This window comes from Streptomyces sp. MMG1121, from assembly GCF_001280015.1.
Lineage (GTDB): Bacteria > Actinomycetota > Actinomycetes > Streptomycetales > Streptomycetaceae > Streptomyces.
Genome location: NZ_LGDV01000197.1, coordinates 1 through 23,082, shown reverse-complemented (window position 1 = coordinate 23,082; position 23,082 = coordinate 1). Strand labels below are relative to the sequence as shown.

Below are 23,082 nucleotides of genomic sequence, written 5' to 3'. Positions count from 1 at the left end.
GATCCTACTAGGCCTCCGCCGCCCTGCTTGCGCGCACCATGTCGACGAACAAGGAGTGAACGCGGTGGTCGCCGGTCAGTTCCGGGTGGAACGACGTGGCGAGCACATGGCCCTGGCGTACGGCGACGATGTGGCCCTCGTGCTCGGCGAGCACCTCGGCCCCGGCGCCCACGGACTCCACCCAGGGGGCACGGATGAAGACGCCCTCTACAGGATCGCCCTCGACGCCCCTGACGTCGACCGCCGCCTCGAAGGACTCGTTCTGACGTCCGAAGGCGTTGCGGCGCACGATCATGTCGATGCCGCCGATGGTCTCCTGGCCCGAGCGCGGGTCGAGGATCTTGTCGGCGAGCATGATCATGCCCGCGCAGGTGCCGTAGACGGGCATGCCGTCGCGCACGCGCGCGCGGAGGGGCTCCATCACTCCGAAGAGGACGGCCAGCTTGGAGATGGTCGTGGACTCGCCGCCGGGCAGGACGAGGCCGTCCACCTCGGCGAGTTCCTCGGGGCGCCGCACCGGCCTGGCCACGGCGTCGGCCGCGGCCAGGGCGATGAGGTGCTCCCGTACGTCGCCCTGGAGAGCCAGGACGCCTATGACAGGAGTGTTCATGGGGTGATTACCAGCCGCGGTTGGCGTAGCGCTCGGTCTCGGGGAGGGTGTCGCAGTTGATGCCGACCATGGCCTCGCCGAGGTTGCGGGACGCGTCCGCGATGATCTTCGGGTCGTCGTAGAAGGTGGTGGCCTTCACGATGGCGGCGGCGCGCTTGGCCGGGTCGCCGGACTTGAAGATGCCGGAGCCGACGAACACGCCCTCGGCGCCGAGCTGACGCATCAGGGCCGCGTCGGCCGGGGTGGCCACGCCGCCGGCGGAGAACAGCACGACCGGGAGCTTGCCCAGCTCGGCGACCTCCTTGACCAGCTCGTACGGGGCGCGCAGCTCCTTGGCGGCGGCGTACAGCTCGTGGTTGTCGAAGCCGCGCAGCCTGGCGATCTCGTTCTTGATCTGGCGCAGGTGACGGACCGCCTCCACGACGTTGCCGGTGCCGGCCTCGCCCTTGGAGCGGATCATCGCGGCGCCCTCGGCGATGCGGCGCAGGGCCTCGCCCAGGTTGGTGGCACCACAGACGAACGGGGTGGTGAAGGACCACTTGTCGGAGTGGTTGACCTCGTCGGCCGGGGTGAGGACCTCGGACTCGTCGATGTAGTCGACACCGAGGGACTGCAGCACCTGGGCCTCGACGAAGTGGCCGATGCGGGACTTGGCCATGACCGGGATCGAGACGGCGTCGATGATGCCCTCGATCATGTCCGGGTCGGACATGCGGGCCACGCCGCCGTCCTTGCGGATGTCGGCCGGGACCCGCTCCAGCGCCATGACGGCGACGGCGCCCGCGTCCTCGGCGATCTTCGCCTGCTCCGGCGTGACGACGTCCATGATCACGCCGCCCTTGAGCTGCTCGGCCATGCCGCGCTTCACACGGGCGGTACCGGTCTCGGGAGCCTGGTTGTCGATGGTGGACACGGGTGACCTCACTGAAGGGAAAGAGGGTTTCTGCCCCACCGAGGAAACGCGAGTGGACCAGGCCACAGCAAGGGCCAATGGGAAGCCGGTGGATCCTTTTGTTCACCAGGCGTTCAGGCGTCCCGCTCCCCGGCCCCGGACGGCCTCAGCCCTCCCGCTCCGCCAGGGCCGCGGGCGGCTCGTCGTCCATCTCGAAGGCCAGCGGGAACGGGGCGTGGCCGGCGAGCCGGAACCAGCGGACCTTGCGGTGCTCGCGGAGCCTGCGGGCGGCCCCCACGGCGTCGTTGTGGAAGCGGCGGGCCATCGGGACCCGGCGGACGGCCTCGGCCAGCTCATGGGCCGCCTCCTCGCCGCCCGGGGCCTCGCGTACGACCTCCACCTGCGCCGGGTCCTCGAAGACCGCGCGCAACGCCTGGCTCAGCTCGCTCTCGGCGACCTCGCGCTGCTCCTCCTCCGCCTGCCGGGCCGCGTGCGCGGCCTCGTACAGCACGATGGAGGCGGCCGGGTCCAGCACGCCCGAGGTGGCCAGTTCCTGGGTCACGGAGGCCCGCCGCAGCAGCTGTGCGTCGAGCGCGGCCCGCGCGGCGTCCATCCGCACGTGCAGCCGGTCCAGCCGCCCGGCCGTCCAGCTCAGGTACAGCCCGATCGCGACGAGGACGACGAGGATCCAGATGAGGGTTGCGGTCACGGCCGAAGGCTATCGGCTGCCGTCCGACGCCCCGCACGGCAAACCCCGGACCGGCCCCGGGGGCCCTTCACCCGGTCCACCGCCCCGGGTGCGGTCGATCCCGCCCGCCGACGGCTCTTCGCGACGGTCCGCGCGGCCCGGGAAACCCTGCCCACGCGGGCCTCGGCGCCCTCGCGTCGCCAGGGTGGCGCGGCTCAGTCCCGTGCCAGGCCGAACCTGGCCCGGAACCCGGTCGTCCGCTCGTCCGCCGCGACCGCTGCCGCGCCGGCCGTCACCGTCTCGTAGACCGACAGGATGTCCGCGCCGACCGTCGACCAGTCGAAGCGCCGCACATGGGTGCTGCCGCGCTCGCTCAGGGCGGCGCGGCGCTCGGGGTCGGCCAGCAGCCGTACGGCCGCCTCGGCGAGCGCGTCGGCGTTCTCGTTGGCGAAGACCTCGCCCGCCTCGCCCTGGTCGAGGACCTGTACGAAGGCGTCCAGGTCGGAGGCGAGCACGGGTGCGCCCGCCGACATCGCCTCGACCAGGATGATGCCGAAGCTCTCGCCGCCGGTGTTCGGCGCGACGTACAGGTCGACGCTGCGCAGGAAGCGCGCCTTGTCCTCGTCGCTGATCATGCCGAGGAACTCCACGCGCGCGCGCAGCTCCTTGGGGAGATCCTCCACGGCCGCTTCCTCGTCGCCCCGCCCCGCGACCAGAAGGCGCGCCTGCGGGCGGGTTGCCAGGATCCTCGGCAGGGCCTTCATCAGGACCGGCAAGCCCTTGCGGGGCTCGTCGATCCGGCCGATGAAGCCGATCGTGTCGCCCTGCCACTCCGGCTTCGGCTCGGCCTTGGCGAAGAAGTCCACGTCGACGCCGTTGGGGATGACCACCGCGTCCCCGCCGAGGTGCTCGACCAGGGTGCGGCGGGCGTACTCGCTGACCGCGATCCGCGCGCTGATCTTCTCCAGGGCGGCCTGCAGGATCGAGTACGCCGCGATCATCGCGCGCGAGCGGGGGTTGGAGGTGTGGAACGTGGCCACGATCGGGCCCTGGGCCGCCCAGCAGGTCAGCAGTCCCAGCGACGGCGACGTCGGCTCGTGGATGTGGACGACGTCGAAGGCGCCCTCGTGCAGCCAGCGCCGTACCCGCGCGGCCGACAGGAAACCGAAGTTGAGCCGGGCCACCGAGCCGTTGTAGGGCACCGGTACCGCGCGGCCGGCCGAGACGACGTACGGCGGCAGCGGGGTGTCGTCGTCGGCCGGGGCGAGGACGGACACCTCGTGGCCGAGCCGGATGAAGTACTCGGCGAGATCGCGGATGTGGAACTGGACGCCGCCGGGCACGTCCCAGGAGTACGGGCAGACGATCCCGATTCTCACGAGGGTCCCTTCGCGGGGTCGAGGTCGGCGAGCCACAAGCGCTGCAGCATGTGCCAGTCCTCCGGATGGTCGGCGATCCCGGTGGCGAAGGCGTCGGCCAGCGCCTGTGTCATCACGGACGTCTTCTCCGCGCGCGTGCCTGACTCGGGAACCTCGATCGGGGGATGCACCTGCCCCTTCATGACCGGCGAGTCGTCGTACCAGAGCGTGACCGGCAGCAGCAGCGCGCCGGTCTGCTGGGCGAGCAGTGCCGGGCCCGCGGGCATCCGGGCCTGCTCGCCGAAGAAGTCGACCTCGACCCCGGAGGCGGACAGGTCCCGGTCGGCGACCAGGCAGACCAGGCCGCCCTCGCGCAGCCGCCGGGCCAGGGTGCCGAAGGCGGAGCCCCCGCTGTGCGGCAGGACCTCCATGCCGAGGCCCTCGCGGTAGGCGACGAAACGGTCGTAGAGGCTCTCGGGCTTCAGCCGCTCGGCGACCGTCGTGAACGGCGTCTCCAGCTTGGTGGTGACCCAGGCGCCGGCCAGGTCCCAGTTGGCCAGGTGCGGCAGGGCGAGGACCACGCCCCGGCCGGAGGCGAGGCCGTCGGTGAGGCGGTCGATGTCCTTGGGGTCGAAGCCGCTCTTCACACGCTCGGTGCTCCAGGCCGGCAGCCGGAAGGACTCCATCCAGTAGCGCAGGTACGAGCGCATGCCCGCGCGCGAGAGCTCGGCGAGACGCTCGGGGGTGGCGTCGGGCACCACGCGCGCGTAGTTGCTCTTCAGCCGCTTCACCCCCTTGCCGCGCTGCTTCCAGGCGAGGTCGGCGACGGTGCGGCCGAGACGGGCCGCGACCGGTTCGGGGAGCTTCTTGACGGTGCTCCAGCCGAGGCCGTACAGCGTGTCGGTGAGCCGGTCGGCGGTGCTCACTTCGCCGCCTCGCTCCCGTGGGCCGCGTTGTGCCGGGCGACGGCCGCCTCCGCCTCGGCCGACTCGCGGCGGACGGTGACGACCCGCTGGACCAGCGTGACGAGGCTGCCCGCGGCGACGATCCACAGGGCGATCGGCAGCAGCCACTGGATGCCCGGCACGCCGAACTTGTGCAGGCCCGCCAAACCGGCCGCGACCAGCGAGATCACCAGCCGCTCGGCCCGCTCGACGAGCCCGTTGACGGCGACCGGCAGCCCGATCGACTCACCGCGGGCCTTGGTGTACGACACCACCTGGCCGCTGGCCAGACAGAAGATGGCGACGGCGCACAGCATGTTGTTGTCGCCCTGGCCCGCGTACCAGAGCGCGAAGCCGCCGAAGATCGCGCCGTCGGCGACCCGGTCCAGGGTGGAGTCCAGGAAGGCGCCCCAGCGGCTGGAGCGGCCCAGCTGGCGGGCCATGTTGCCGTCGACCAGGTCGGAGAAGACGAACAGGGTGATCACGACCGTGCCCCAGAAGAACTCGCCCCTGGGGTAGAAGACCAGCGCGCCGGCCACCACACCGGCCGTGCCGATGAGCGTGACCGTGTCGGGGCTCACCCCCCGCCGGATGAGAAACGCGGCGAACGGTGTGAGGACACGCGTGAAAAATGCACGCGCGTACTTGTTCAGCATGGCCTTCCCGACGGTCGGTGTCGCCGCGGCCCTGATGGCCTCCGGCTGGCCCATCGTAGCCACGCGCGTGCGTACGTGACGGGCGGGCACCCACAGCCCGTGGCGTGAAGCGGTGTGCGCCGCCGCGCGCGGGGCGTGCGTGGCGCGATCGGGTCCGCCGTATGGACGCAGCGTGACGTGAGTGGAAAGCTCGAATAACCGCGGGCGTCGCCGGAGCCGCCACCACACGCGGATCCCGCGTATCCGCGCCCGTAGTGACCTCACCGTGCACGGGAGGCAGGATCATGGGCGACAAGACTCAGACACACCCCGGGGCCGCCGGCAGGGCTCTCGAGGCCGACCAGCCCGCGTCCGTACGGAACGTGGTGCTGGTCGGCCACTCCGGTTCGGGCAAGACGACCCTGGTGGAGGCCCTCGCGCTGAGCGCGGGGGCGGTGAACCGGGCGGGCCGCGTCGAGGACGGCGGCACCGTCTCGGACTACGACGAGATCGAGCACCGGCAGCAGCGTTCCGTACAGCTCTCCCTGGTGCCCGTCGAATGGGACGACATCAAGATCAACCTCCTCGACACCCCCGGGTACGCCGACTTCGTCGGGGAGCTGCGGGCCGGTCTGCGCGCTGCGGACGCGGCCCTCTTCGTCGTCTCGGCCGCGGACGGGGTGGACGGCTCGACCCGGATGCTCTGGGAGGAGTGCGCGGCCGTAGGCATGCCCCGCGCCATCGTGATCACGCACCTGGAGGCCGCCCGCGCGGACTTCGAGGAGATGACCCGGACCTGCGCGGAGGCCTTCGGCGGGGACGACCCCGACGCCGTGCTCCCGCTGTATCTGCCACTGCGCGCCCCGGAGGGCCCCGACGGGCACGCACCCGTGACCGGGCTGGTCGGGCTGCTGTCGCAGAAGCTGTTCGACTACTCCACCGGGGAGCGCAAGGAGTCCGAGCCCGGCCCGGAGCAGCTGCCGGACATCGAGGAGGCACGCAACCGGCTCATCGAGGGGATCATCGCCGAGAGCGAGGACGAGACCCTCATGGACCGCTATCTCGGCGGCGCGCAGGTCGAGATCAAGACTCTGGTCGAGGACCTGGAGCGGGCCGTCGCCCGCGGCGCGTTCTTCCCCGTCCTGGCGGCCGCCCCCGCCGCCGAGGGCGCCCGGCAGGGGCTCGGCACGGTCGAGCTGCTGGAGCTGGTCACCGGCGGTTTCCCGACCCCGTTCGAGCATCCGCTGCCCGGGGTCACCACCATCGACGGCAAGGCGCGCGAGCTGAAGCCGTGCGACACCGGCGGCCCGCTGGTCGCCGAGGTCGTCAAGACCGCCTCCGACCCCTACGTCGGCCGGGTCTCCCTCGTCCGCCTCTTCTCCGGCACCCTGCGCCCCGACCAGACGGTGCACGTCTCCGGGCACGGGCTGGCCGACCGTGGCCACGAGGACCACGACGTCGACGAGAAGGTCGGCGCCCTGTCCATGCCGTTCGGCAAGCAGCAGCGCCCGGTGACGCACGCCGTCGCCGGCGACCTGGTGTGCGTGGCCAAGCTCGGCCGCGCCGAGACCGGGGACACGCTCTCCGCGAAGGACGACCCGCTGCTGATGGAGCCCTGGCGGATGCCCGACCCGCTGCTGCCGCTCGCCATCCAGGCGCACAGCAAGGCGGACGAGGACAAGCTCTCCCAGGGGCTCGCCCGGCTGGTCGCCGAGGACCCGACCATGCGGCTGCAGCAGAACCAGGACACCCACCAGGTGGTCCTGTGGTGCCTGGGCGAGGCCCACGCGGACGTCGCCCTGGAACGGCTGCGCAGCCGTTACGGCGTCCAGGTCGACGTCGTCCCGCACAAGGTCTCCCTCCGGGAGACGTTCGCGCACAAGGCGACCGGACGCGGCCGGCATGTGAAGCAGTCCGGCGGGCACGGGCAGTACGCGATCTGCGAGATCGAGGTGGAACCGCTGCCGGGCGGCTCGGGCATCGAGTTCGTGGACAAGGTGGTCGGCGGTGCGGTACCGCGCCAGTTCATCCCGTCCGTCGAGAAGGGCGTACGGGCGCAGGCCGCCAAGGGCGTCGCCGCCGGGTACCAGCTGGTGGACGTGCGGATCACGCTGCTGGACGGCAAGGCGCACTCGGTGGACTCCTCCGACGCCGCCTTCCAGACCGCGGGCGCGCTGGCACTGCGGGAGGCCGCGGCCGACGCGCGGATCCATCTGCTGGAGCCCGTCGCCGAGGTGTCCGTGCTGGTCGGCGACGACTATGTGGGCGCGGTGATGAGCGACCTGTCGAGCCGGCGCGGCCGGGTGCTCGGCACCGAACAGGTCGGCGCCGCGCGGACCTTGATCCGGGCCGAGGTGCCCGAGTTCGAGATCGGCCGGTACGCCGTCGACCTGCGGTCGCTGTCGCACGGCACGGCCCGCTTCGACCGGGCGTACGCCCGGCACGAGCCGATGCCGCCGCAGATCGCCGAGCGGATCCGCGAACAGGCGGACGAGACGACCTAGTTCACCGGACGTCACCTTCCCGGAGGGCGGGCGGCTTCGGCCGTCCGCCCACCGGCTGTCGGTGGCGGCGGATACGCTGATCACCTGATCGCGTCGTGCCGCAGTCGTCGGTGGCGGTGGGGCAATTCGGCGCGACGGCCTGTTCAACCCGTGTTCAACAGGTGTGCGGAGCAAGGAAGTCGGGAAGGCCGCAGGAGCGACACGGCGGCGAGGGGGCGGGAATGTCGTTTGGCACGGAGTGGGACGGGCCCCAGGTGCCCGTCTCGGGCGACGAGGGACAGGCGGCGACCTCCGCACTGGCCTCCGCGGCGTACCGGGACAGCACGATCGACACCATCAAGAACGCCGACAACGACTGGCACCAGTCGACCGTCAAGCCCGGCCGGATCGCGCTGCTGAAGCCCAATCTCGGTGAGGCGTTCTCGCGGGCCGTGGTCGCCCGCATGCTCGCCTCCGGCCGCAAGCCGCTCATCCAGTCCTTCGGCTCCGAGCCGCAGTTCGTCGTCGAGCACTGCCTCGCGGCCAACAACATCCGCCGGGAGCGCGACACCCGCCTGGCCGCCGTCACGGCCCTGTGCGGCGTACTGTTCCTGCCCGGGCTGATCGTCTGGCTGCTCGTCTTCCAGCTGCGGACGTACATCGCCAAGCGCGACGACAAGCGGGCCGGGACGCTGGCCACCGCGCTGCTCCTCGCCGTCGGCGTCCTCGCCGTACTGTTCCTGATCAAGATGCCGTTCACCGGCTTCTGGGCCTGGTACGCGCGCGCGGCCGTCGTCCTGCCCGTCCTCGGCTGGTTCTGGGCCAAGCGGATCTGCGAGGCCACCGCCAAGGATCTGCGGGCCCGCTGGGACGGCCTGCTGTCGGGCACCAGCGTCGGCGCCAAGGTCCCCGAGGCCGTGCCGCGCGGACCCAACCAGACCGCCGCCGAGGAGCTGCGCCAGTCGCTGGCCCGGCTCAGCGCGGAGCAGCAGTCCAACTCGGTCTTCTACGCCGGTCCCAAGGGCATACTCGGTATGGGCACCCGCTGGGGCTCCTGGCAGCTCGCCGAGGACCTGCTGCCCGCCGACCCGGCCCGGGAGATCCACCCCTTCCGCAGCTGGGACGTCATCCGCGCGATCCACGACCAGCTCGGCCTGCTGGAGCGCGGCCCGCTGAACACCGGGGGCTTTCCCAAGCCGTCCGTGAAGCACTGGATCGTGACGCCGATCGGCGAGAAGGCCACGGCGGTGTCCCGGCCCGAGGGCACGGACGTCGAGGCGTTCCAGGTCAAGCCGCACGCGATACAGGACATCTGCAACAAGCAGCAGTTCGGCAGCGGCGACCGGCACTACCTGGGCGTGCAGTGGACGCTGTGGGACGGCCAGCTCATCATCACCATGCTGATCACGGTGACCGTGCTGCACCAGACGCTGCGCATCGAGGTGACCGGACACGCGCTGGGGCCGGTCAACTCGCTGTTCACCTCCAAGCCGGAGGCGCCGACCAGAGAGGTCTCCAAGTCCCTCAAGCCGTGGGAGACCCGCACGATCAAGCTGCCCCTGGTCGGCACCGACGAGGTGGTACGGCTGGCCGCGCGCGCCCCGCTGACCTGGTATCCGCCCCTGCTCAACTGGCTCGGCGGTTCGCTCGCCCTGCCCGAGCCGTTCGGCCTCAGGCATGCCTGGGCCGACCAGCCCTGGCGGCACCGCTTCATGGCCGACGACGCGCTGCGCGCGGCCACCCCGGTGCTGCGGGTGGTGCACTCGGCGGCGATCAGGGTGCTGGCGGAGAACGGCGTGGACACGGAGAAGTTCGGTGCCCGCTCCTCGTTCCTCAGCACCAGCATCCAGGACCCGTCGCCGAGGAAGGCCGACCTGTACGACGCGTGAGCGGTGCCCTCGGCCGAGGGCACGGGGGGATCAGGCGGACCACGCCTCCGCGAGCATCTTCCGGGTGTCGGCCAGGAGCTGCGGCAGCACCCTGGTGTGGCCCACCACCGGCATGAAGTTCGTGTCGCCGCCCCAGCGCGGGACGATGTGCTGGTGCAGATGGGCGGCAATGCCGGCGCCCGCGACCGTGCCCTGGTTCATGCCGATGTTGAAGCCGTGCGCGCCGGACGCGGTGCGCAGGGCCGTCATCGCCTGCTTGGTCAGCTCGGCCAGCTCGGCGGTCTCCGGCCCGGTCAGCTCGGTGTAGTCGGCCACGTGCCGGTACGGCACGGTCATCAGATGGCCGCCGTTGTAGGGGTAGAGGTTGAGCACGGCGTACACATGCTCACCACGCCGGACGACCAGCCCGTCCTCGTCGGACTTGGCCGGGATCGAGCAGAACGGGCAGCCGTCGTCGGCCCCCGGACCGGTCGGCTTGTTCTCGCCCTGGATGTACGCCATCCGGTGGGGCGTCCACAGGCGCTGGAACGCGTCCTGCGTCCCCACTCCGATCTGCTGCTCCGGCTCACTCGTCATGCCAAGCAGCATATGGCTTCGCCCGTTCCCGGCGTGTCGCCGGGGCGGCCGGAAGACAGTCACCGGCCAAGCTTGGCCGGTGGACGACGACAGCCGTGCGACGCGCTGGGAGCAGCGCACCGAGATCCCTCTCTTCGTGGCGGCCCTGGTCTTCCTGGGCGTGTATGCCACCCGGGTCCTGGCCACGGACCTGCCCGCCTTCGTGCGGCATGCCAGTGCGTACGTACTGCTGGTCCTCTGGGGGGTGTCCCTCGTGGACTACGCGGTGCGCTGGCGGCTCAGCGGGCAGGGCCTGCGCTACGTCCCGACGCATGTGCTGCTCACGCTGGTGGCCGTCCTGCCGCTGCTGCGCCCACTGCGGATCGTCCCGCTGTACGACGCTCTGCAGCACCGGCCCGGCCGGCGGCGGCTCTCGTTGTACGCGCGGGTCATCTCCTACGCCGGTCTGTCCACCCTGCTGCTCGGCTTCGCCGGTGCCCTCGCGGTCTATCAGCAGGAACGCGGGGCGCCCGGTGCCACCATGCGGACGTTCGGGGACGCCGTGTGGTGGGCCGCCTCGACCCTCAGCACGGTCGGCTACGGCGACATCACGCCGGTGACCCCCTTCGGCCGGGTGATCGCGATCGGGATGATGGCCAGTGGTCTCGCCCTGCTCGGCGCGGTGACGGGCTCGTTCTCGTCCTGGCTGATGCGGACCTTCTACCGGGAGGGCGACGAAAGGCCCCCGGAGAGGTGATCCCCCCCGGGGGCCTTTCGTGTGCCAGCGGGCGCCGGATCAGACCTGCGCGCGCTCCTCGACGGCCTGGGCGATCTTGGCGATGGCCTCGTCGAACGGGATGCCGTTCTCCTGCGAGCCGTCGCGGTAGCGGAAGGACACCGAGCCGTTCGACATGTCCTCGTCGCCCGCGATGACCATGAAGGGCACCTTCTGCTTCTGGGCGTTGCGGATCTTCTTCTGCATACGGTCCGAGGAGGAGTCCACGTCGACGCGCAGACCCTTCTTGCGGGCCGCCGCCGCGAACTTCTCCAGGTACTCCACGTGCGCGTCGCCGATCGGGATACCGAGCGCCTGGACCGGGGCCAGCCACGCCGGGAAGGCGCCCGCGTAGTGCTCCAGGAGCACCGCGAAGAAGCGCTCGATCGAGCCGAAGAGCGCGCGGTGGATCATGACCGGGCGCTGCTTGGAGCCGTCCGGGCCGGTGTACTCGAGGTTGAAGCGCTCGGGCAGGTTGAAGTCGAGCTGGATGGTCGACATCTGCCAGGTCCGGCCGATCGCGTCCTTGGCCTGGACGGAGATCTTCGGGCCGTAGAAGGCGGCGCCGCCCGGGTCGGGGACGAGGGGCAGGCCCTGCTTCTCGGCGACCTCGCGCAGCGTCTCGGTCGCCTCCTCCCAGACCTCGTCGGAGCCGACGAACTTCTCCGGGTCCTTGGTGGACAGCTCGAGGTAGAAGTCGGTGAGGCCGTAGTCGCGCAGCAGGCCGAGGACGAAGGTGAGCGTCTTGTCCAGCTCCTCGGACATCTGCTCACGGGTGCAGTAGATGTGCGCGTCGTCCTGCGTGAAGCCGCGGGCACGGGTGAGGCCGTGCACGACGCCCGACTTCTCGTACCGGTACACGGTCCCGAACTCGAAGAGGCGCAGCGGCAGTTCACGGTACGAGCGGCCGCGCGCGTCGAAGATCAGGTTGTGCATCGGGCAGTTCATGGGCTTGAGGTAGTAGTCCACGCCCTCGTCGAGCTGCATGGGCGGGTACATGCCCTCGGCGTACCAGTCCAGGTGTCCGGACGTCTCGAAGAGCTTCCCCTTCGTCGCGTGCGGGGTGTAGACGAACTCGTAGCCCTCTTCCTCGTGGCGGCGCCGCGAGTAGTCCTCCATGACCCGGCGGACGATGCCGCCCTTGGGGTGGAAGACGGCGAGGCCGGAGCCGATCTGCTCCGGGATGGAGAAGAGGTCCAGCTCGTTGCCGAGCTTGCGGTGGTCGCGCTTCTCGGCCTCGGCGAGGAAGTCCAGGTACGCCTTCAGCTCGTCCTTGGACGGCCAGGCGGTGCCGTAGATGCGCTGGAGCATCGGGTTCTTCTCGCTGCCGCGCCAGTAGGCGGCCGCGTTGCGCATCAGCTTGAACGCCGGGATCAGGCGGGTCGAGGGCAGGTGGGGACCGCGGCACAGGTCCTTCCAGCACAGCTCGCCGGTCTTGGCGTCCAGGTTGTCGTAGATCGTCAGCTCGCCGGCGCCGACCTCGACGTCCGCGCCGTCGTCGTGCGACGCCGAGCCCTTGAGGCCGATCAGCTCCAGCTTGTACGGCTCGGCGGCCAGCTCCTCGCGGGCGGCCTCGTCGGTGACGACACGGCGGGAGAAGCGCTGCCCCCGCTTCTGGATCTCCTGCATCTTCTTCTCGACGGCCTTGAGATCCTCGGGCGTGAACGGCTTCTCGACGTCGAAGTCGTAGTAGAAGCCGTCCTTGACCGGCGGGCCGATGCCCAGCTTGGCCTCGGGGAAGATCTCCTGCACGGCCTGCGCCATGACGTGCGCGGTCGAGTGGCGCAGGATGTTCAGGCCGTCCTCGGAGGAGATCTCGACGCCCTCGACGGTCTCGCCGTCCTTGACCTCGCAGGCCAGGTCCTTCAGCTCGCCGCCCACGCGCGCGGCGATGATCGAGCGCTCGCCCGCGAAGAGGTCGGCGGCCGTAGTGCCCGTCGTCACCACGCGTTCTTCCCGCTCGGAATCGCGTTGGATGATCACACGGACGTCTGACACCGGTCTCTCCTGACTGAAGGTGGGATGCGGCGCCATACCAGGAGCGCGCGCACTGGCGATCGTACCGACCCGACGGCACCGACCGCTAAACGGTCACCCTCAGTCCCCGTTCCCCTACGCTCTCAGTCCCCGTCCTCGTACGCCTCCCCGCACGCCTCCTCGAAGAAGTCGAGGTTCTCCTGGAGGGCCTTCATCAGCCGGTCCCGCTCGGCCTCGTCGACCTGTACGGGTACGACACCGGAGGCGCCGGTGAGCCGGCGGAAGCCGCCCCGGCGCTCCAGCCGGCCGTGCACGCGCACCGGGAGTCCGACGAGGTGGGCGTGGCCCGCTATCCGGTAGTCCTCCTCGTCCAGGGTGACGCGGACGTGCGGCACCTCGGCGCCGCCGAGGACACGCAGCCGTACGGTGCCCTCGCCGCCGGGTCCCGAACGGCGCATACGGACGACGGCGCCGGTGATCCGGACCGGTACGGAGGGTTCCTCGCGCAGATAGCGGGCCGCGGCCTCGCGCAGCACGGGCAGGTCGCCCGGGGAGAACTCGACGGGTTCGGCGGAGCCGGCGCAGCCCTCGGGGACGCCGGCGCCGGGTGCCCAGGCGACGGCGATCCGGGCGCCCTCGGTGCCCCGGACGAACGTGGCGAGCGCCTCGGTCAGTTCGCGGCTGACGCCGGCCTCGACGGCTCCGTCGAAGGCGTCCATGCCGCCGGTGGCCCGCTGGTAGTCGATGGCCTCGCGGGCGGCGTACAGCGCCTGGTGGAGGCGGACGGCGAGGGGGCGGCCGGTGGGCACGGGTGCGAACGCGGTGAGGGTGCGGCCCTCGGCGGCGGGGCCGACGAGCACGTTCTCCAGCAGGGTGGCGGCCGCGCGGCGATGGCGGGCGCCGTAGTAGCCGGCACGCGCGCGGGTGGCGAGCGCGGCGGCGAGCAGCATCTGCCTCACGGCGCCGCGCAGTTGCTCGTCGGCGCTCCAGGGCGCGGCGCCGACGGGTCCGCCCGGGGTGTCCCGCCACCAGCGGATCTCGTCGCTGGGCACGGCCAGGGAGATCAGCACCTCGCGTGCGGCGGGCGTCTCGCTGCGGGCGAGGGCGTCGAGGGCCTCGCCGAGCAGGTCGTCGCTGTCGGGGAAGGCGCGGCTCTCCGGCACCAGCAGGCTGGTGCCTCCGCCGCCGGGGCCCGGCGGGGTCCAGCGGCCGTAGCGTCCCGGTGCCCCGCCGCGCCGCTGCCAGCCGTGCCGGTGCAGCAGGGCGCCGAGCACGGCGGGGTCGACCCGGGCGGGGTCGGGGGGCCGGTGCCAGACGAGATCGTCGGGATGGGGCCGGACCTGGCGTGGCAGTTCCTCGTACGGACGGCTCCTCATGGCCTGCCTCCGGTCCCGACCCGCGTCATGATCTCGCACAGCGCCCGGTCGTCGAAGATGCGCGAGGTCGGGATCCGCACGGTGGTCCGGTGCCGGCCGGTGACCGGGTGGCCGGCGAGGTTGACCCAGTAGCAGCAGTGCCTGAGGTCGAGCCGGTCGTGGCTGGCGCGCAGCCAGTCGTCCTGGGAGCGCGGGACGAGCATGACGACCAGGATCTTGTGCACCGAGACGGGTGTGCGGGCGAGCTTGCGCAGATGGTCGTTGTCGAGGGTGAAGGAGAAGAAGCGGCCCGGCGGGTTCGGAGCGATCTGGTAGGTGCACTTGAGCTGCACCTTGATGGTGACCTCGTCGTCGACGGTGTGTCCGGGCGCGCTGTGACTGACGTGCCAGTCGATGCCGTTGTCCGGGAAGGGCTGGGACAGCGAGCATCCCGCTGCGGCGGCGACCGCGTGCAGATAGCCGACCTGCAGTGTCTCCATGCACGCCGTGGTGGCGAGCGTGCCGCGGACGGTGCCCGGGCGATCGGGCAGCAGCCCGCCCCGCTCGGGCTGCGCTATGGCCATGACCAACAGCCTTCCAAGCCAAGAGTGTTTCCGCTGCGGGCCGCTGAACTGCAAAGACCCGTACTCCTGTTGTCTCCTTCCGGCGTACGGCGCAAACGGCCCGGGTATCACCAAACGGGCAGAAGACGGAACGTCATCTGCGCTGGGTGAACGAGGAGTTGGGTTCAGATGACGACCTGGTACGAAGGGCCACTGGCCGCCTTCGACACGGAGACGACGGGTGTGGACGTCGAGACCGACCGGATCGTGTCGGCCGCTGTCGTCGTCCAGGACGCGCCGGGGACCCGGCCCCGGGTTTGCCGCTGGCTGGTGAACCCGGGCGTCCCGGTGCCGGAGGCGGCGACGGCGGTGCACGGGCTGACGGAGGAACACCTGCAGCACCACGGCCGCTGGCCGGCGCCGGTGATGTACGAGATAGCCGAGCATCTGGCGGAGCACGCGGCGATGGGCCGCCCGCTGGTGGTGATGAACGCGCCGTTCGATCTGACGCTGCTGGACCGGGAGTTGCGCCGGCACCGGGCGTCCTCGCTGGACCGCTGGTTCGAGTCGGTGCCGCTCAGGGTGCTGGACCCGCGGGTCCTGGACAAGCATCTGGACCGGTACCGCAAGGGCCGGCGCACACTGACCGACCTGTGCGCGCACTACGGCGTCGAGCTGCAGGACGCGCACGACGCGGCGGCGGACGCGCTGGCCGCGCTGGATGTCGTACGGGCGGTGGGCCGCCGTTTCGCGACACGGCTGGAGCGCCTCTCCCCGGCCGAGCTGCACACGCTCCAGGCCAACTGGCACGCGGCGCAGGCCCGCGGCCTCCAGGCGTGGTTCGCGCGCAGCGGCTCGGAGGAGATAGTCAACACGGACTGGCCTTTGCGCCCGGAACTGCCGGCGGCGGCGTGAGCGAGCAGAAGGCCGGTCCGCTGATGCGGACCGGCCTTCTCCGGGTGGGCGATACTGGGTTCGAACCAGTGACCTCTTCGGTGTGAACGAAGCGCTCTCCCACTGAGCTAATCGCCCGGGAACGCACTGAACAATACAGGTCGAGACGCCGATCCTTCAAACCGCTTCGAGGTACCGCAGCAGCCCGCGCCGTCCGGCCCGCATCATCAGCCGGTGGTTGGCCCGGAAGACCGGGCGTCCCGGTACGGCGAGCCGCCGGAGCAGGGGCTTGTGCACCTCCACGACCTGGTCGTAGCGGGCCAGGGTCCCCGGCCCCTGGGCGGTGACCGTCCAGCGGGCCCAGCCGGCCATGTCGCCGGAGAGGGCGATCTGCAGGATCCCGGCGGCCGGATCGCGGCGCGTCTCGCGTGCGGTGAACGTCATGGCGTACGGCAGCAGGGACCGGACGGTGATGACCCCGGTGCCGCCGTCCAGCCGGGTCACCGCCCGCACTTGCGGCCACCAGCGGGGGTAGTCCTCGGGCCGCTCCAGCACGGCGTACACGGCCGCCGGCGGGGCGGGCAGGGTCCACAAGCTGAGGAAGCGGTAGCGGTTGCGGTCCATGGACGGAGTCTGCCCGTATGCAGGCATAAATCTGAGTACGCGTACTCAGGCGCCGCATCGTGGCCCGGGCCACACTCGTCGGGGAGCGCCGCCGCCCGTGCGACGGCGCTCCCGTCCGCCCGGTCAGGGCATCCTGTCGCCGAGCAGGGCCAGGTTCTCGATGGCCGCGAGGCCGTAGAGTGCGGTGTCGTTGCTGGACACCCAGTTCGCCTCACCGCCTTCGACCAGGGTGACCGGTCCGGTGAGCTTCTCGGTCGTCCACGGCGAGGACTCGCTGTAGCCGTCGGAGCTGTAGAACCTGGTCCAGGCGCGCTTGGTCAGCGTCGCGTCGCCGGTCTGTACGGCGGCGTAGGCGTCGAGGCGCGAGTGGCCCTGGAAGAGCAGCAGGGTGCCGAAGTCGGAGCCGTAGCGGGCCTTCTGCTCGGCCTTGGTGGCGTTGAAGTAGCGGCAGTAGTCCAGGTAGGCCGTCTTGAACGCGGGCATGTCGACCAGGTGGATCAGCTCGGCGCACAGCTCGTTGAGACCGAAGACAGCCGAAAGGTGGGACACGGACACCACCGGCTTGTCGGCGACGGCGAACTTGCCGGTGTCGAGGTCGTAGAGCCCGCTGCCCTGGACGAAGCCGTTGGGCTGGGCGGCGATGCCCTCCATCGTGGACAGTACGCGCGCCTTGGCCTTCTCCCACTGGGGGCCCTTGCGTTCCCACTCGGTCAGCCAGGCCGAGACCAGGCCGCTCCAGTCCGTGCCGAAGCCGATCGACAGGGCGTGCCGGTCGGGTGTGTAGGGGTCGGTGCGGACCTTGCGCTGCGGGTCGAGGACGAGGAAGGTCTCGTCGGAGTCGACGTTGGCGTGCATGAGGTCGCCGACGCGTTCGTCGGCGGTGAGGAAGTAGTAGAAGCGCCGGTACGTCGTGTTGGCGATGCGCTGCTGCTTGGCGCTGTCGGCGAAGTGCTGCACGCCGTGCCGGGTGCCGAGGCCCGCCCAGGTGCCGAGGTGGTAGACGTCGACCTCGCCGGTGTGCCGGGTCAGTGCCTCGGCGAAGCGGAAGAGGTCGGAGCGGCCGCTTCTCAGGTAGGCGTACCAGAGCCACAGGTCGGGCGAGAGTTCGGAGTTGTCCCAGGCGTAGCCGCCGACGTCGTAGCGCCACTGGTGGCGGACGGTTTCGTAGGTGTGCATGAAGTCGCCGTAGTCCCAGAAGCCGTACCAGCGGCGCATCTCCACCTGGTCCTTGTAGTAGGCGAAGAGGAAGTCGAGGTGGTCCTCGATCTTCGCCTTGGCGGCGGTGGAGCGGTCCGGTTCGGAGAACAGTCCGGGGCCGAAGACCTCGGCCTTGATGAGCTGGGCGGGCGGGGCGACGAGCTGGGGCAGTACCCGTACGGCCCGGACCTGCTGGGCGAGGGTCTCGGCGGCCGGAGTGGAGTCGTTGGCCCAGAAGAGCAGTTCGGAGGTGCGGGCGATGCCGTAGGGGGAGCCGAACTCGGGCTCGTAGTCCTCGTAGGTGATGTTGAGGCCTTCGAGCTGTCTGGCGTAGGTGTCCTGGCCCATGCCGTCGTGGTAGAAGCGCAGGTCCATCGGCTGGGCCTCGGGCGACCAGAGCCAGAGGGTGACGGTGGCCTCGTCGGTGTGGGCGTCGCGGATGTCGAGCTGGGCGGGGAACTTCTCCCAGAAGTCGCGCAGTCCGAAGGAGAGTCCGCCGCTCGCGCCGCCGACGTAGCCGAAGCCGGCGGCCCGCTTGCCACCGCCGGCGGCGATCCAGCCGTACCCCTTCTTGGTGCGCTTGCGGACGGTGAAGCCGTCGGCGGAGAGCTGGGAGAGGGTGTAGTCGCCCCAGTGCGGGACGTACTGCAGGCGCGTCGTCACCCGCTGGTCCCAGGTGGACGGGTCGGGCAGCTTCCGGCCCTCGTACTGGGCGCTCTGCACGGCGGCGCCCGGGTCGCGGCGCAGTCCGGTGATGCCCTGGACGGCCTCGCGGAGCAGGCCGGTGCCCTCTCCGCCGATGCGGATGTGCCGGTCGTACGCCGCGTCGCGCAGGGGCACGCCGAAGCGGACGCCGAGCCCGCGGATGAAGTCGCCGCTGCTCCTGCCCGGCTCCTGCGTCCCGTCGTAGGTGATGGTGTGCACCACGCGGAAGGAGTCGGCGCCGGCGTAGAAGTACAGGCGGATCGAGAACGGCAGCCAGCCGCGGCCGCCCTTGCGGTGCTTGCCGTCGATGCGGACGGCCGCGCGGACCGGGCCGTCCTGTTCGACGGTGACGGAGTCGATGGTGCCGTCGAAGCGCTCGGTCCTGACCGCGCCCTGGTCCTCGTCCTCCACCTCGGGCTGCCGGATCAGTACGAGGCGCCCGTTCCTGGCGATCTCCGTCGAGCCCCGGGTGACGGACTTGATCAGGGTGGTGCCGTTTTTGCCGATCTTCGCGGTGATGACGCCGGTGGAGACGTCGATGGTGCCGCCGTTCCGGTCGACGGTGACCTTGTTGCCGGGTGCGGCGGGCGTACCGGCGGTGAGGGTCAGCTTTCCGTCGCCCGAACCGACCGCGTGGGCCGTCCACTTGAGGGAGCCGTCGGGCCAGTAGGCGAGCGGCCAGGTCTGGACGGGGACGTCCTTGCCGTCGGCGTCGGTGAGCGCGAAGGTCTGGTCCTCCTGGTAGGTGCCCATGGGCCAGGGCACGCCGACGGTGGAGCCGGGCGCGGCGCCGAGGCCGCCGTCCTCCAGCCAGTCCAGGGTGACGGGGTCGGCGCCCCCGGCTGCGGCTCGCGGCGCGGCCTCGGCGTCCTTGGCTCCGAGGGCCCAGCTGAACCGGGTGGCGGCGCCGGCGACGGCGGCCGCCCTGAGGAGGGACCTGCGGGGGATGGGAGACATGCTCTTTCCTTCCGTGCGGGACACGTGCGGCTGGACAGGGGCATGACAGGGCGAAGGATGGCGCCCGGGGCGCCGGCCTTGGTCGGGGTGCCGTCGCTCAGCGGCGTCGGTGGCGCTCCTCCACGGCGACGGCCGCCGCGGTGACGGCCCCGAGCACGGGGACCGCCAGCGGGGCGACGAACAGGGCGGAGCAGCAGGTGAGGACAGCTCCGCCGACGAGCAGGAAGGATCCGGCGGGGTCGAGCACGCTGCGGCGGCCGGCCGCGGCGAGCAGCGCCCGCCAGTTCTCCCCCGGCGCCCAGACGGCCGCCGCGCGCAGCCCGGTGACGGCGAGCCCGAGCACCGCGAACAGCCCTACGGCCCCCACGAGCGGCCCGCCGGGCAGCCCGGCCCGCACGGCCTGCACATCCACCCAGGCCGCCGCCGCGGCGGCCCAGCCGGCGAGCCCGACCGCCCAGCCCCGGCGCAGGGCGGCGCGGAAGTCCGCGGCGAACTCCCGCCAGCCGCCTGCCCGGTGGCCGGTACGGCGGCGCAGGTGCCGGGCGCCGGCGGCGAAGGCGGCCGGGTAGGTGACGACCCCCAGGGAGGCCACCGCGATCCACACGCCGGTCAGCAGACACTCGGCGAAGACGGCGAACCGCTCCGCGAACACGGACTCCCCCCGCGGCTCCGCCCGCGCCCGGGCCACGGCTCGCCTCACCCCTTCAGTCCGGAGGTCGCCATCCCGTCGATCAGATAGCGCTGGAAGGCGAGGAAGAACAGCAGCACGGGCAGCAGCGCGACCAGGGACATCGCGATCATCCCGCCGTAGTTGGCGGCCACGCCGTCGGAGTCGCGGAACATCATGAGGCCCAGCGAGACCGTGTACTTGCCCGGCTCGTTGAGGTAGATCAGCGGGCCCATGAAGTCGTTCCAGGCGTTGATGAAGGTGAAGATCGCGCTGGTGATGAGCGCGGGCCGGGACAGCGGCAGCACGATCGACCAGTAGATGCGCAGGTGGCCGCAGCCGTCGAGCCGCGCGGCCTCGTCCAGCTCCTTCGGCAGGTTCCGCATGAACTGCACCATCAGGAAGACGAAGAAGGCCTCCGTGGCCAGGTACTTGCCGATCAGCAGCGGGGCGTAGCTGTTGACCCAGCCCAGCTTCTGGAACATCACGTACTGCGGGATCAGCAGCACGTGGTACGGCAGCAACAGCGTGCCGATCATCAGCGAGAAGAGCAGACCGCGCCCGGCGAACCGGATGCGGGCGAAGGCGTACGCGGTCAGCGAGCAGGAGATGAGCACGCCGGCGACGGCACCGAGGGCGTAGAAGAGGGAGTTCTGGAAGAACGTCCAGATCTGGACGTCCGCGATGCCGTCGACAAGGCCCTTGTAGTTGCTCAGGATCGGGTGGGACGGGAACAGCGTGAGGCTGTTGACGATGTCCTTGCCGGGCTTGAACGAGGCGCCGATGACCCAGATCACCGGGTAGAGGATGACCGCCAGGATCAGCAGGGCGCCCACGTGCCAGGCGAGGGAGCCGGTGCGCTCGCGGGAGAGACCGGGCGAACTCATCGGGCGTCCTCCTCGTAGTGCACCCACTTCTTCTGTGACCAGAAGAGGACGGCCGTCACCAGGGCCACGGCGAGCAGCAGCATCCAGGCCATGGCGGAGGCGAAGCCCATCTGGGCGTTCTTGAAGCCCTGCTGGTAGAGGTAGCAGGTGTAGACGAGCGTGGCGTCGGCCGGTCCGCAGTAGGTGTTGGAGACGACATAGGCCGAGCCGAAGATCTGGAAGGAGTGGACGGTCTCCAGGAGCACGTTGAAGAAGAGCACCGGGGAGATCATCGGCAGGGTGATGTTCCAGAACCTCCGCAAGGGTCCGGCACCGTCCATCTCCGCCGCCTCGTACAGCTCCCTGGGCACCTGTTTGAGCCCGGCCAGGAAGATGACCATGGGCGCGCCGAACTGCCAGACGGTCAGGGCGATCAGGCAGTACAGCACCCAGTCGGCGTTGCCGACCCAGCCGCCGACGTGCCAGCCGAAGAAGGTCTGGGTACGGTCCACGACGGCGCCGTCGGAGAACAGCGACCGCCAGACGAAGCCGATGGAGACGCTCGCGCCGATCAGTGACGGGGCGTAGAAGGCCGCCCGGTAGAAGGCCTGGCCGCGCCGGCTCTGGGCGAGCAGGAGGGCCACCCCGAGCGCGAGCAGCAGCTTCAGCGGGGTGCCGATGATCACGTACTTCGCCGTCACCTCCACCGACTTCTGCCAGCGGGGGTCGTCGAACATCTTCGTGAAGTTGTCGAGCCCGACCCACTTCGGGGCGTTGAAGAGGTTGTAGTCGGTGAACGCGAAGTACAGCGAGGCGGCCATCGGGCCCGCGGTCAGCAGCACGAAGCCCGCGATCCACGGGGACATGAAGAGATAGCCGGCGAGGTTCTCGCGCCGGTTGCCGCGCCGCCCCGCGGTGGCGGGGGCGGCCGGGAGCGTCTTGCGGGCGGCGGGCACGGGGTCCTTGACGAGCGTCACGGCACGTCCCATCAGGCCTGGAAGGCGGCCTCGGACTCGGTGAAGAACTGCTTCACCGCGTCGGAGACCTTCGTCTTGCCCTGGCCGAGGTCGCCGCCGATGCGCAGGAAGGCGGCCTCGATGGTGTCGGCACCGGAGGGGTGCGGGGTGATCGTGCCGAGGACGCCCGCCTTGGCGGTGTCGGCCTCGTACTGCGCGATCTCCTTGTTGACCTCGTCGGTCGGCTTGTACGCGTCGTACTGCTCGGTGCTCGCGAGGATGCCGCGGTCGTAGCCCATGATCGCGCCGACCTCGGGGTCGTGGCACATGAAGTCGATGAACTGCGCGACCTCCTTCGGGTGAGAGGTGTGGGCGGAGGCGCTGAGCATCAGGGAGGCGAGGTACTGGCCGGTCCGCTTGCCGTCCGTGGTCGGGATCGGGGCGAGGCCGTAGGTGCTGTCGCCCTCGGACGAGTAGCGGACGGTGAAGTTGTCCCACGTGAACTCGGAGGCGCCGTGTCCGGCGGAGAGCGAGGACTTGGGCTGGTCCTGCTGGACGATCTTGGGGTCGGTGACGATCCCGGCCTTGACGCGGTTGTAGCCGTCGGTCCACCACTCCCTCAGATCGGCCTGGTCGAAGCCGAGTCCGTCCTTGGTGAAGAACGCCTTGCCGTTCTGCCGGAGGTAGAGGTCGTACAGGTACATGATCGCGAAGTAGCCGGTGTCTCCGGGTACCTTCGTCCTGTCGTGGATCGTCTTCAGCGCCTTGAAGTAGTCGTCCCACGACCAGCCCACGTGCGGCTCGACGCCCGCTTTCTGGAAGACCTTCTTGTCGATGACGAGCGCCATGGTGTTGGAGCCGACCGGAATTCCGAGCTGCTTGCCGTCGACCTCGCCTACCTTCGTCACGCCCTCGCGGAAGTGATCCAGGCTCAGATTGCCTGCCTTCACTTGAGAGTTGAGGTCGAGCAGAATTCCGCGCTTGTCGTATTTCCGAAGGAATCCGACGGCGTTCTGGAAAACATCCGGTGGATTTCCGCCGGCGGCCTGGGTCTGGAACTTCTCCCAGAAGGACTGGTACGTCTGGAAGTCCGTCTTGACCTTGATCTTCGGGTACTTCTTCGCGAAGAGGGCGATGGTCTGGTTGATCTTCTTGGCCCGCTCCTCGGCACCCCACCACGAGTAACGGATCGTCACCGTTCCATCCCCGGAACCGCTTCCGCCTCCACAGCCGGTCGTCGCGGCGAGCCCGAGCGCGGCCGCCGACGCCCCGGCCGCCTTCAGGATCGTACGCCTCTCAGGATTCCTGCTGGTTTGCACCGTCGGGCCCTCCCCGCAGCGTCGTTGCCGCCGTCATGAATCGTTTCAAGTAAGCGCTTGCTGGCACAAGTTACGGAGAGGGCCAGGGTGCGTCAATGATTCGGACAGGATTTTCTTGCGGGCGGAGCGGGGAAGGAGGGGCCGGGGGGCGGAGCCCGGGTGGGCGGGGGGGC

At 70.6% G+C, this 23,082-nt stretch carries 20 protein-coding genes and 1 tRNA gene; 4 read left to right on the top strand and 17 right to left on the bottom strand.

Annotation, left to right across the window (positions count from 1 at the left end; all coding sequences use genetic code 11):
* Positions 1–7: 7 nt before the first annotated feature.
* The 6 genes from pdxT to pgsA all read right to left on the bottom strand — a co-directional run bounded on the left by pdxT (position 8) and on the right by pgsA (position 5,202).
* Positions 8–610 (bottom strand): pyridoxal 5'-phosphate synthase glutaminase subunit PdxT, encoded by a 603-nt coding sequence (gene pdxT / locus ADK64_RS23430; RefSeq protein WP_053661825.1) that lies wholly within the window; start codon positions 608–610, stop codon positions 8–10.
* A gap of 7 nt (positions 611–617) precedes the next feature.
* Positions 618–1,523: a pyridoxal 5'-phosphate synthase lyase subunit PdxS gene (gene pdxS, locus ADK64_RS23425; protein ID WP_053661824.1), complete on the bottom strand. Its 906-nt coding sequence runs from the start codon at positions 1,521–1,523 to the stop codon at positions 618–620.
* A gap of 145 nt (positions 1,524–1,668) precedes the next feature.
* Positions 1,669–2,211 (bottom strand): hypothetical protein, encoded by a 543-nt coding sequence (locus ADK64_RS23420; RefSeq protein WP_053661823.1) that lies wholly within the window; start codon positions 2,209–2,211, stop codon positions 1,669–1,671.
* Positions 2,212–2,405: 194 nt separating this feature from the next.
* Entirely contained in the window at positions 2,406–3,569 is a 1,164-nt protein-coding gene (locus ADK64_RS23415; protein WP_053661822.1) for a glycosyltransferase family 4 protein, read from the bottom strand.
* Positions 3,566–4,474 (bottom strand): phosphatidylinositol mannoside acyltransferase, encoded by a 909-nt coding sequence (locus tag ADK64_RS23410; protein WP_053661821.1) that lies wholly within the window; start codon positions 4,472–4,474, stop codon positions 3,566–3,568. Before ADK64_RS23410 ends, ADK64_RS23415 begins: the two co-directional genes overlap by 4 nt.
* Positions 4,471–5,202: a phosphatidylinositol phosphate synthase gene (gene pgsA, locus ADK64_RS23405; RefSeq protein ID WP_078992797.1), complete on the bottom strand. Its 732-nt coding sequence runs from the start codon at positions 5,200–5,202 to the stop codon at positions 4,471–4,473. The genes ADK64_RS23410 and pgsA overlap by 4 nt, the downstream gene beginning before the upstream one ends.
* 230 nt (positions 5,203–5,432) lie before the next feature.
* Between pgsA and ADK64_RS23400 the strand changes: the two genes are divergently transcribed.
* Positions 5,433–7,631, top strand: a complete 2,199-nt coding sequence (locus tag ADK64_RS23400; protein WP_053661819.1) for an elongation factor G-like protein EF-G2 — start codon at positions 5,433–5,435, stop codon at positions 7,629–7,631.
* A 221-nt stretch (positions 7,632–7,852) separates the two neighbouring features.
* Positions 7,853–9,499, top strand: a complete 1,647-nt coding sequence (locus ADK64_RS23395) for a DUF412 family protein (protein WP_053661818.1) — start codon at positions 7,853–7,855, stop codon at positions 9,497–9,499.
* A 30-nt stretch (positions 9,500–9,529) separates the two neighbouring features.
* Here ADK64_RS23395 and ADK64_RS23390 read toward each other — a convergent pair whose 3' ends face one another.
* Positions 9,530–10,087, bottom strand: a complete 558-nt coding sequence (locus ADK64_RS23390; RefSeq protein ID WP_053661817.1) for an HIT family protein — start codon at positions 10,085–10,087, stop codon at positions 9,530–9,532.
* A gap of 67 nt (positions 10,088–10,154) precedes the next feature.
* On the opposite strand from ADK64_RS23390, the gene ADK64_RS23385 reads away from it, so the two are divergent.
* Complete coding sequence (locus tag ADK64_RS23385; RefSeq protein WP_053661816.1) at positions 10,155–10,811, top strand: potassium channel family protein; 657 nt, start codon at positions 10,155–10,157, stop codon at positions 10,809–10,811.
* Positions 10,812–10,850: 39 nt separating this feature from the next.
* Here ADK64_RS23385 and thrS read toward each other — a convergent pair whose 3' ends face one another.
* The 3 genes from thrS to ADK64_RS23370 all read right to left on the bottom strand — a co-directional run bounded on the left by thrS (position 10,851) and on the right by ADK64_RS23370 (position 14,745).
* On the bottom strand, positions 10,851–12,827 hold the full coding sequence (gene thrS, locus ADK64_RS23380) for a threonine--tRNA ligase (RefSeq protein WP_053661815.1): 1,977 nt from the start codon (positions 12,825–12,827) through the stop codon (positions 10,851–10,853).
* A 122-nt stretch (positions 12,828–12,949) separates the two neighbouring features.
* Entirely contained in the window at positions 12,950–14,182 is a 1,233-nt protein-coding gene (locus ADK64_RS23375; protein ID WP_053661814.1) for a hypothetical protein, read from the bottom strand.
* A complete protein-coding gene (locus ADK64_RS23370) occupies positions 14,179–14,745 on the bottom strand; it encodes a DUF4365 domain-containing protein (RefSeq protein WP_053661813.1) in 567 nt (188 codons plus the stop codon). Before ADK64_RS23370 ends, ADK64_RS23375 begins: the two co-directional genes overlap by 4 nt.
* Before the next feature lie 168 nt (positions 14,746–14,913).
* Between ADK64_RS23370 and ADK64_RS23365 the strand changes: the two genes are divergently transcribed.
* The gene (locus tag ADK64_RS23365; RefSeq protein ID WP_053661812.1) at positions 14,914–15,639 is read left to right on the top strand and encodes a 3'-5' exonuclease; all 726 of its coding nucleotides are present in this window, start codon (positions 14,914–14,916) and stop codon (positions 15,637–15,639) included.
* Positions 15,640–15,684: 45 nt separating this feature from the next.
* Here ADK64_RS23365 and ADK64_RS23360 read toward each other — a convergent pair.
* The 7 genes from ADK64_RS23360 to ADK64_RS23330 form a co-directional block, all read right to left on the bottom strand.
* Positions 15,685–15,756: transfer RNA gene (locus ADK64_RS23360), tRNA-Val, on the bottom strand.
* 39 nt (positions 15,757–15,795) lie between these two features.
* Positions 15,796–16,242: an SRPBCC family protein gene (locus tag ADK64_RS23355; protein WP_053661811.1), complete on the bottom strand. Its 447-nt coding sequence runs from the start codon at positions 16,240–16,242 to the stop codon at positions 15,796–15,798.
* A 123-nt stretch (positions 16,243–16,365) separates the two neighbouring features.
* On the bottom strand, positions 16,366–19,101 hold the full coding sequence (locus ADK64_RS23350) for a hypothetical protein (protein ID WP_053661810.1): 2,736 nt from the start codon (positions 19,099–19,101) through the stop codon (positions 16,366–16,368).
* A 97-nt stretch (positions 19,102–19,198) separates the two neighbouring features.
* The gene (locus ADK64_RS23345; protein WP_107093061.1) at positions 19,199–19,789 is read right to left on the bottom strand and encodes a hypothetical protein; all 591 of its coding nucleotides are present in this window, start codon (positions 19,787–19,789) and stop codon (positions 19,199–19,201) included.
* Positions 19,790–19,797: 8 nt separating this feature from the next.
* Positions 19,798–20,655 carry a carbohydrate ABC transporter permease gene (locus tag ADK64_RS23340; protein WP_053661808.1) on the bottom strand — a complete coding sequence of 286 codons (858 nt, stop codon included), beginning with the start codon at positions 20,653–20,655 and terminating at the stop codon, positions 19,798–19,800.
* Complete coding sequence (locus ADK64_RS23335; protein ID WP_053661866.1) at positions 20,652–21,611, bottom strand: carbohydrate ABC transporter permease; 960 nt, start codon at positions 21,609–21,611, stop codon at positions 20,652–20,654. Before ADK64_RS23335 ends, ADK64_RS23340 begins: the two co-directional genes overlap by 4 nt.
* 11 nt (positions 21,612–21,622) lie before the next feature.
* A complete protein-coding gene (locus ADK64_RS23330) occupies positions 21,623–22,909 on the bottom strand; it encodes an ABC transporter substrate-binding protein (RefSeq protein WP_053661807.1) in 1,287 nt (428 codons plus the stop codon).
* Positions 22,910–23,082 lie beyond the last annotated feature (173 nt).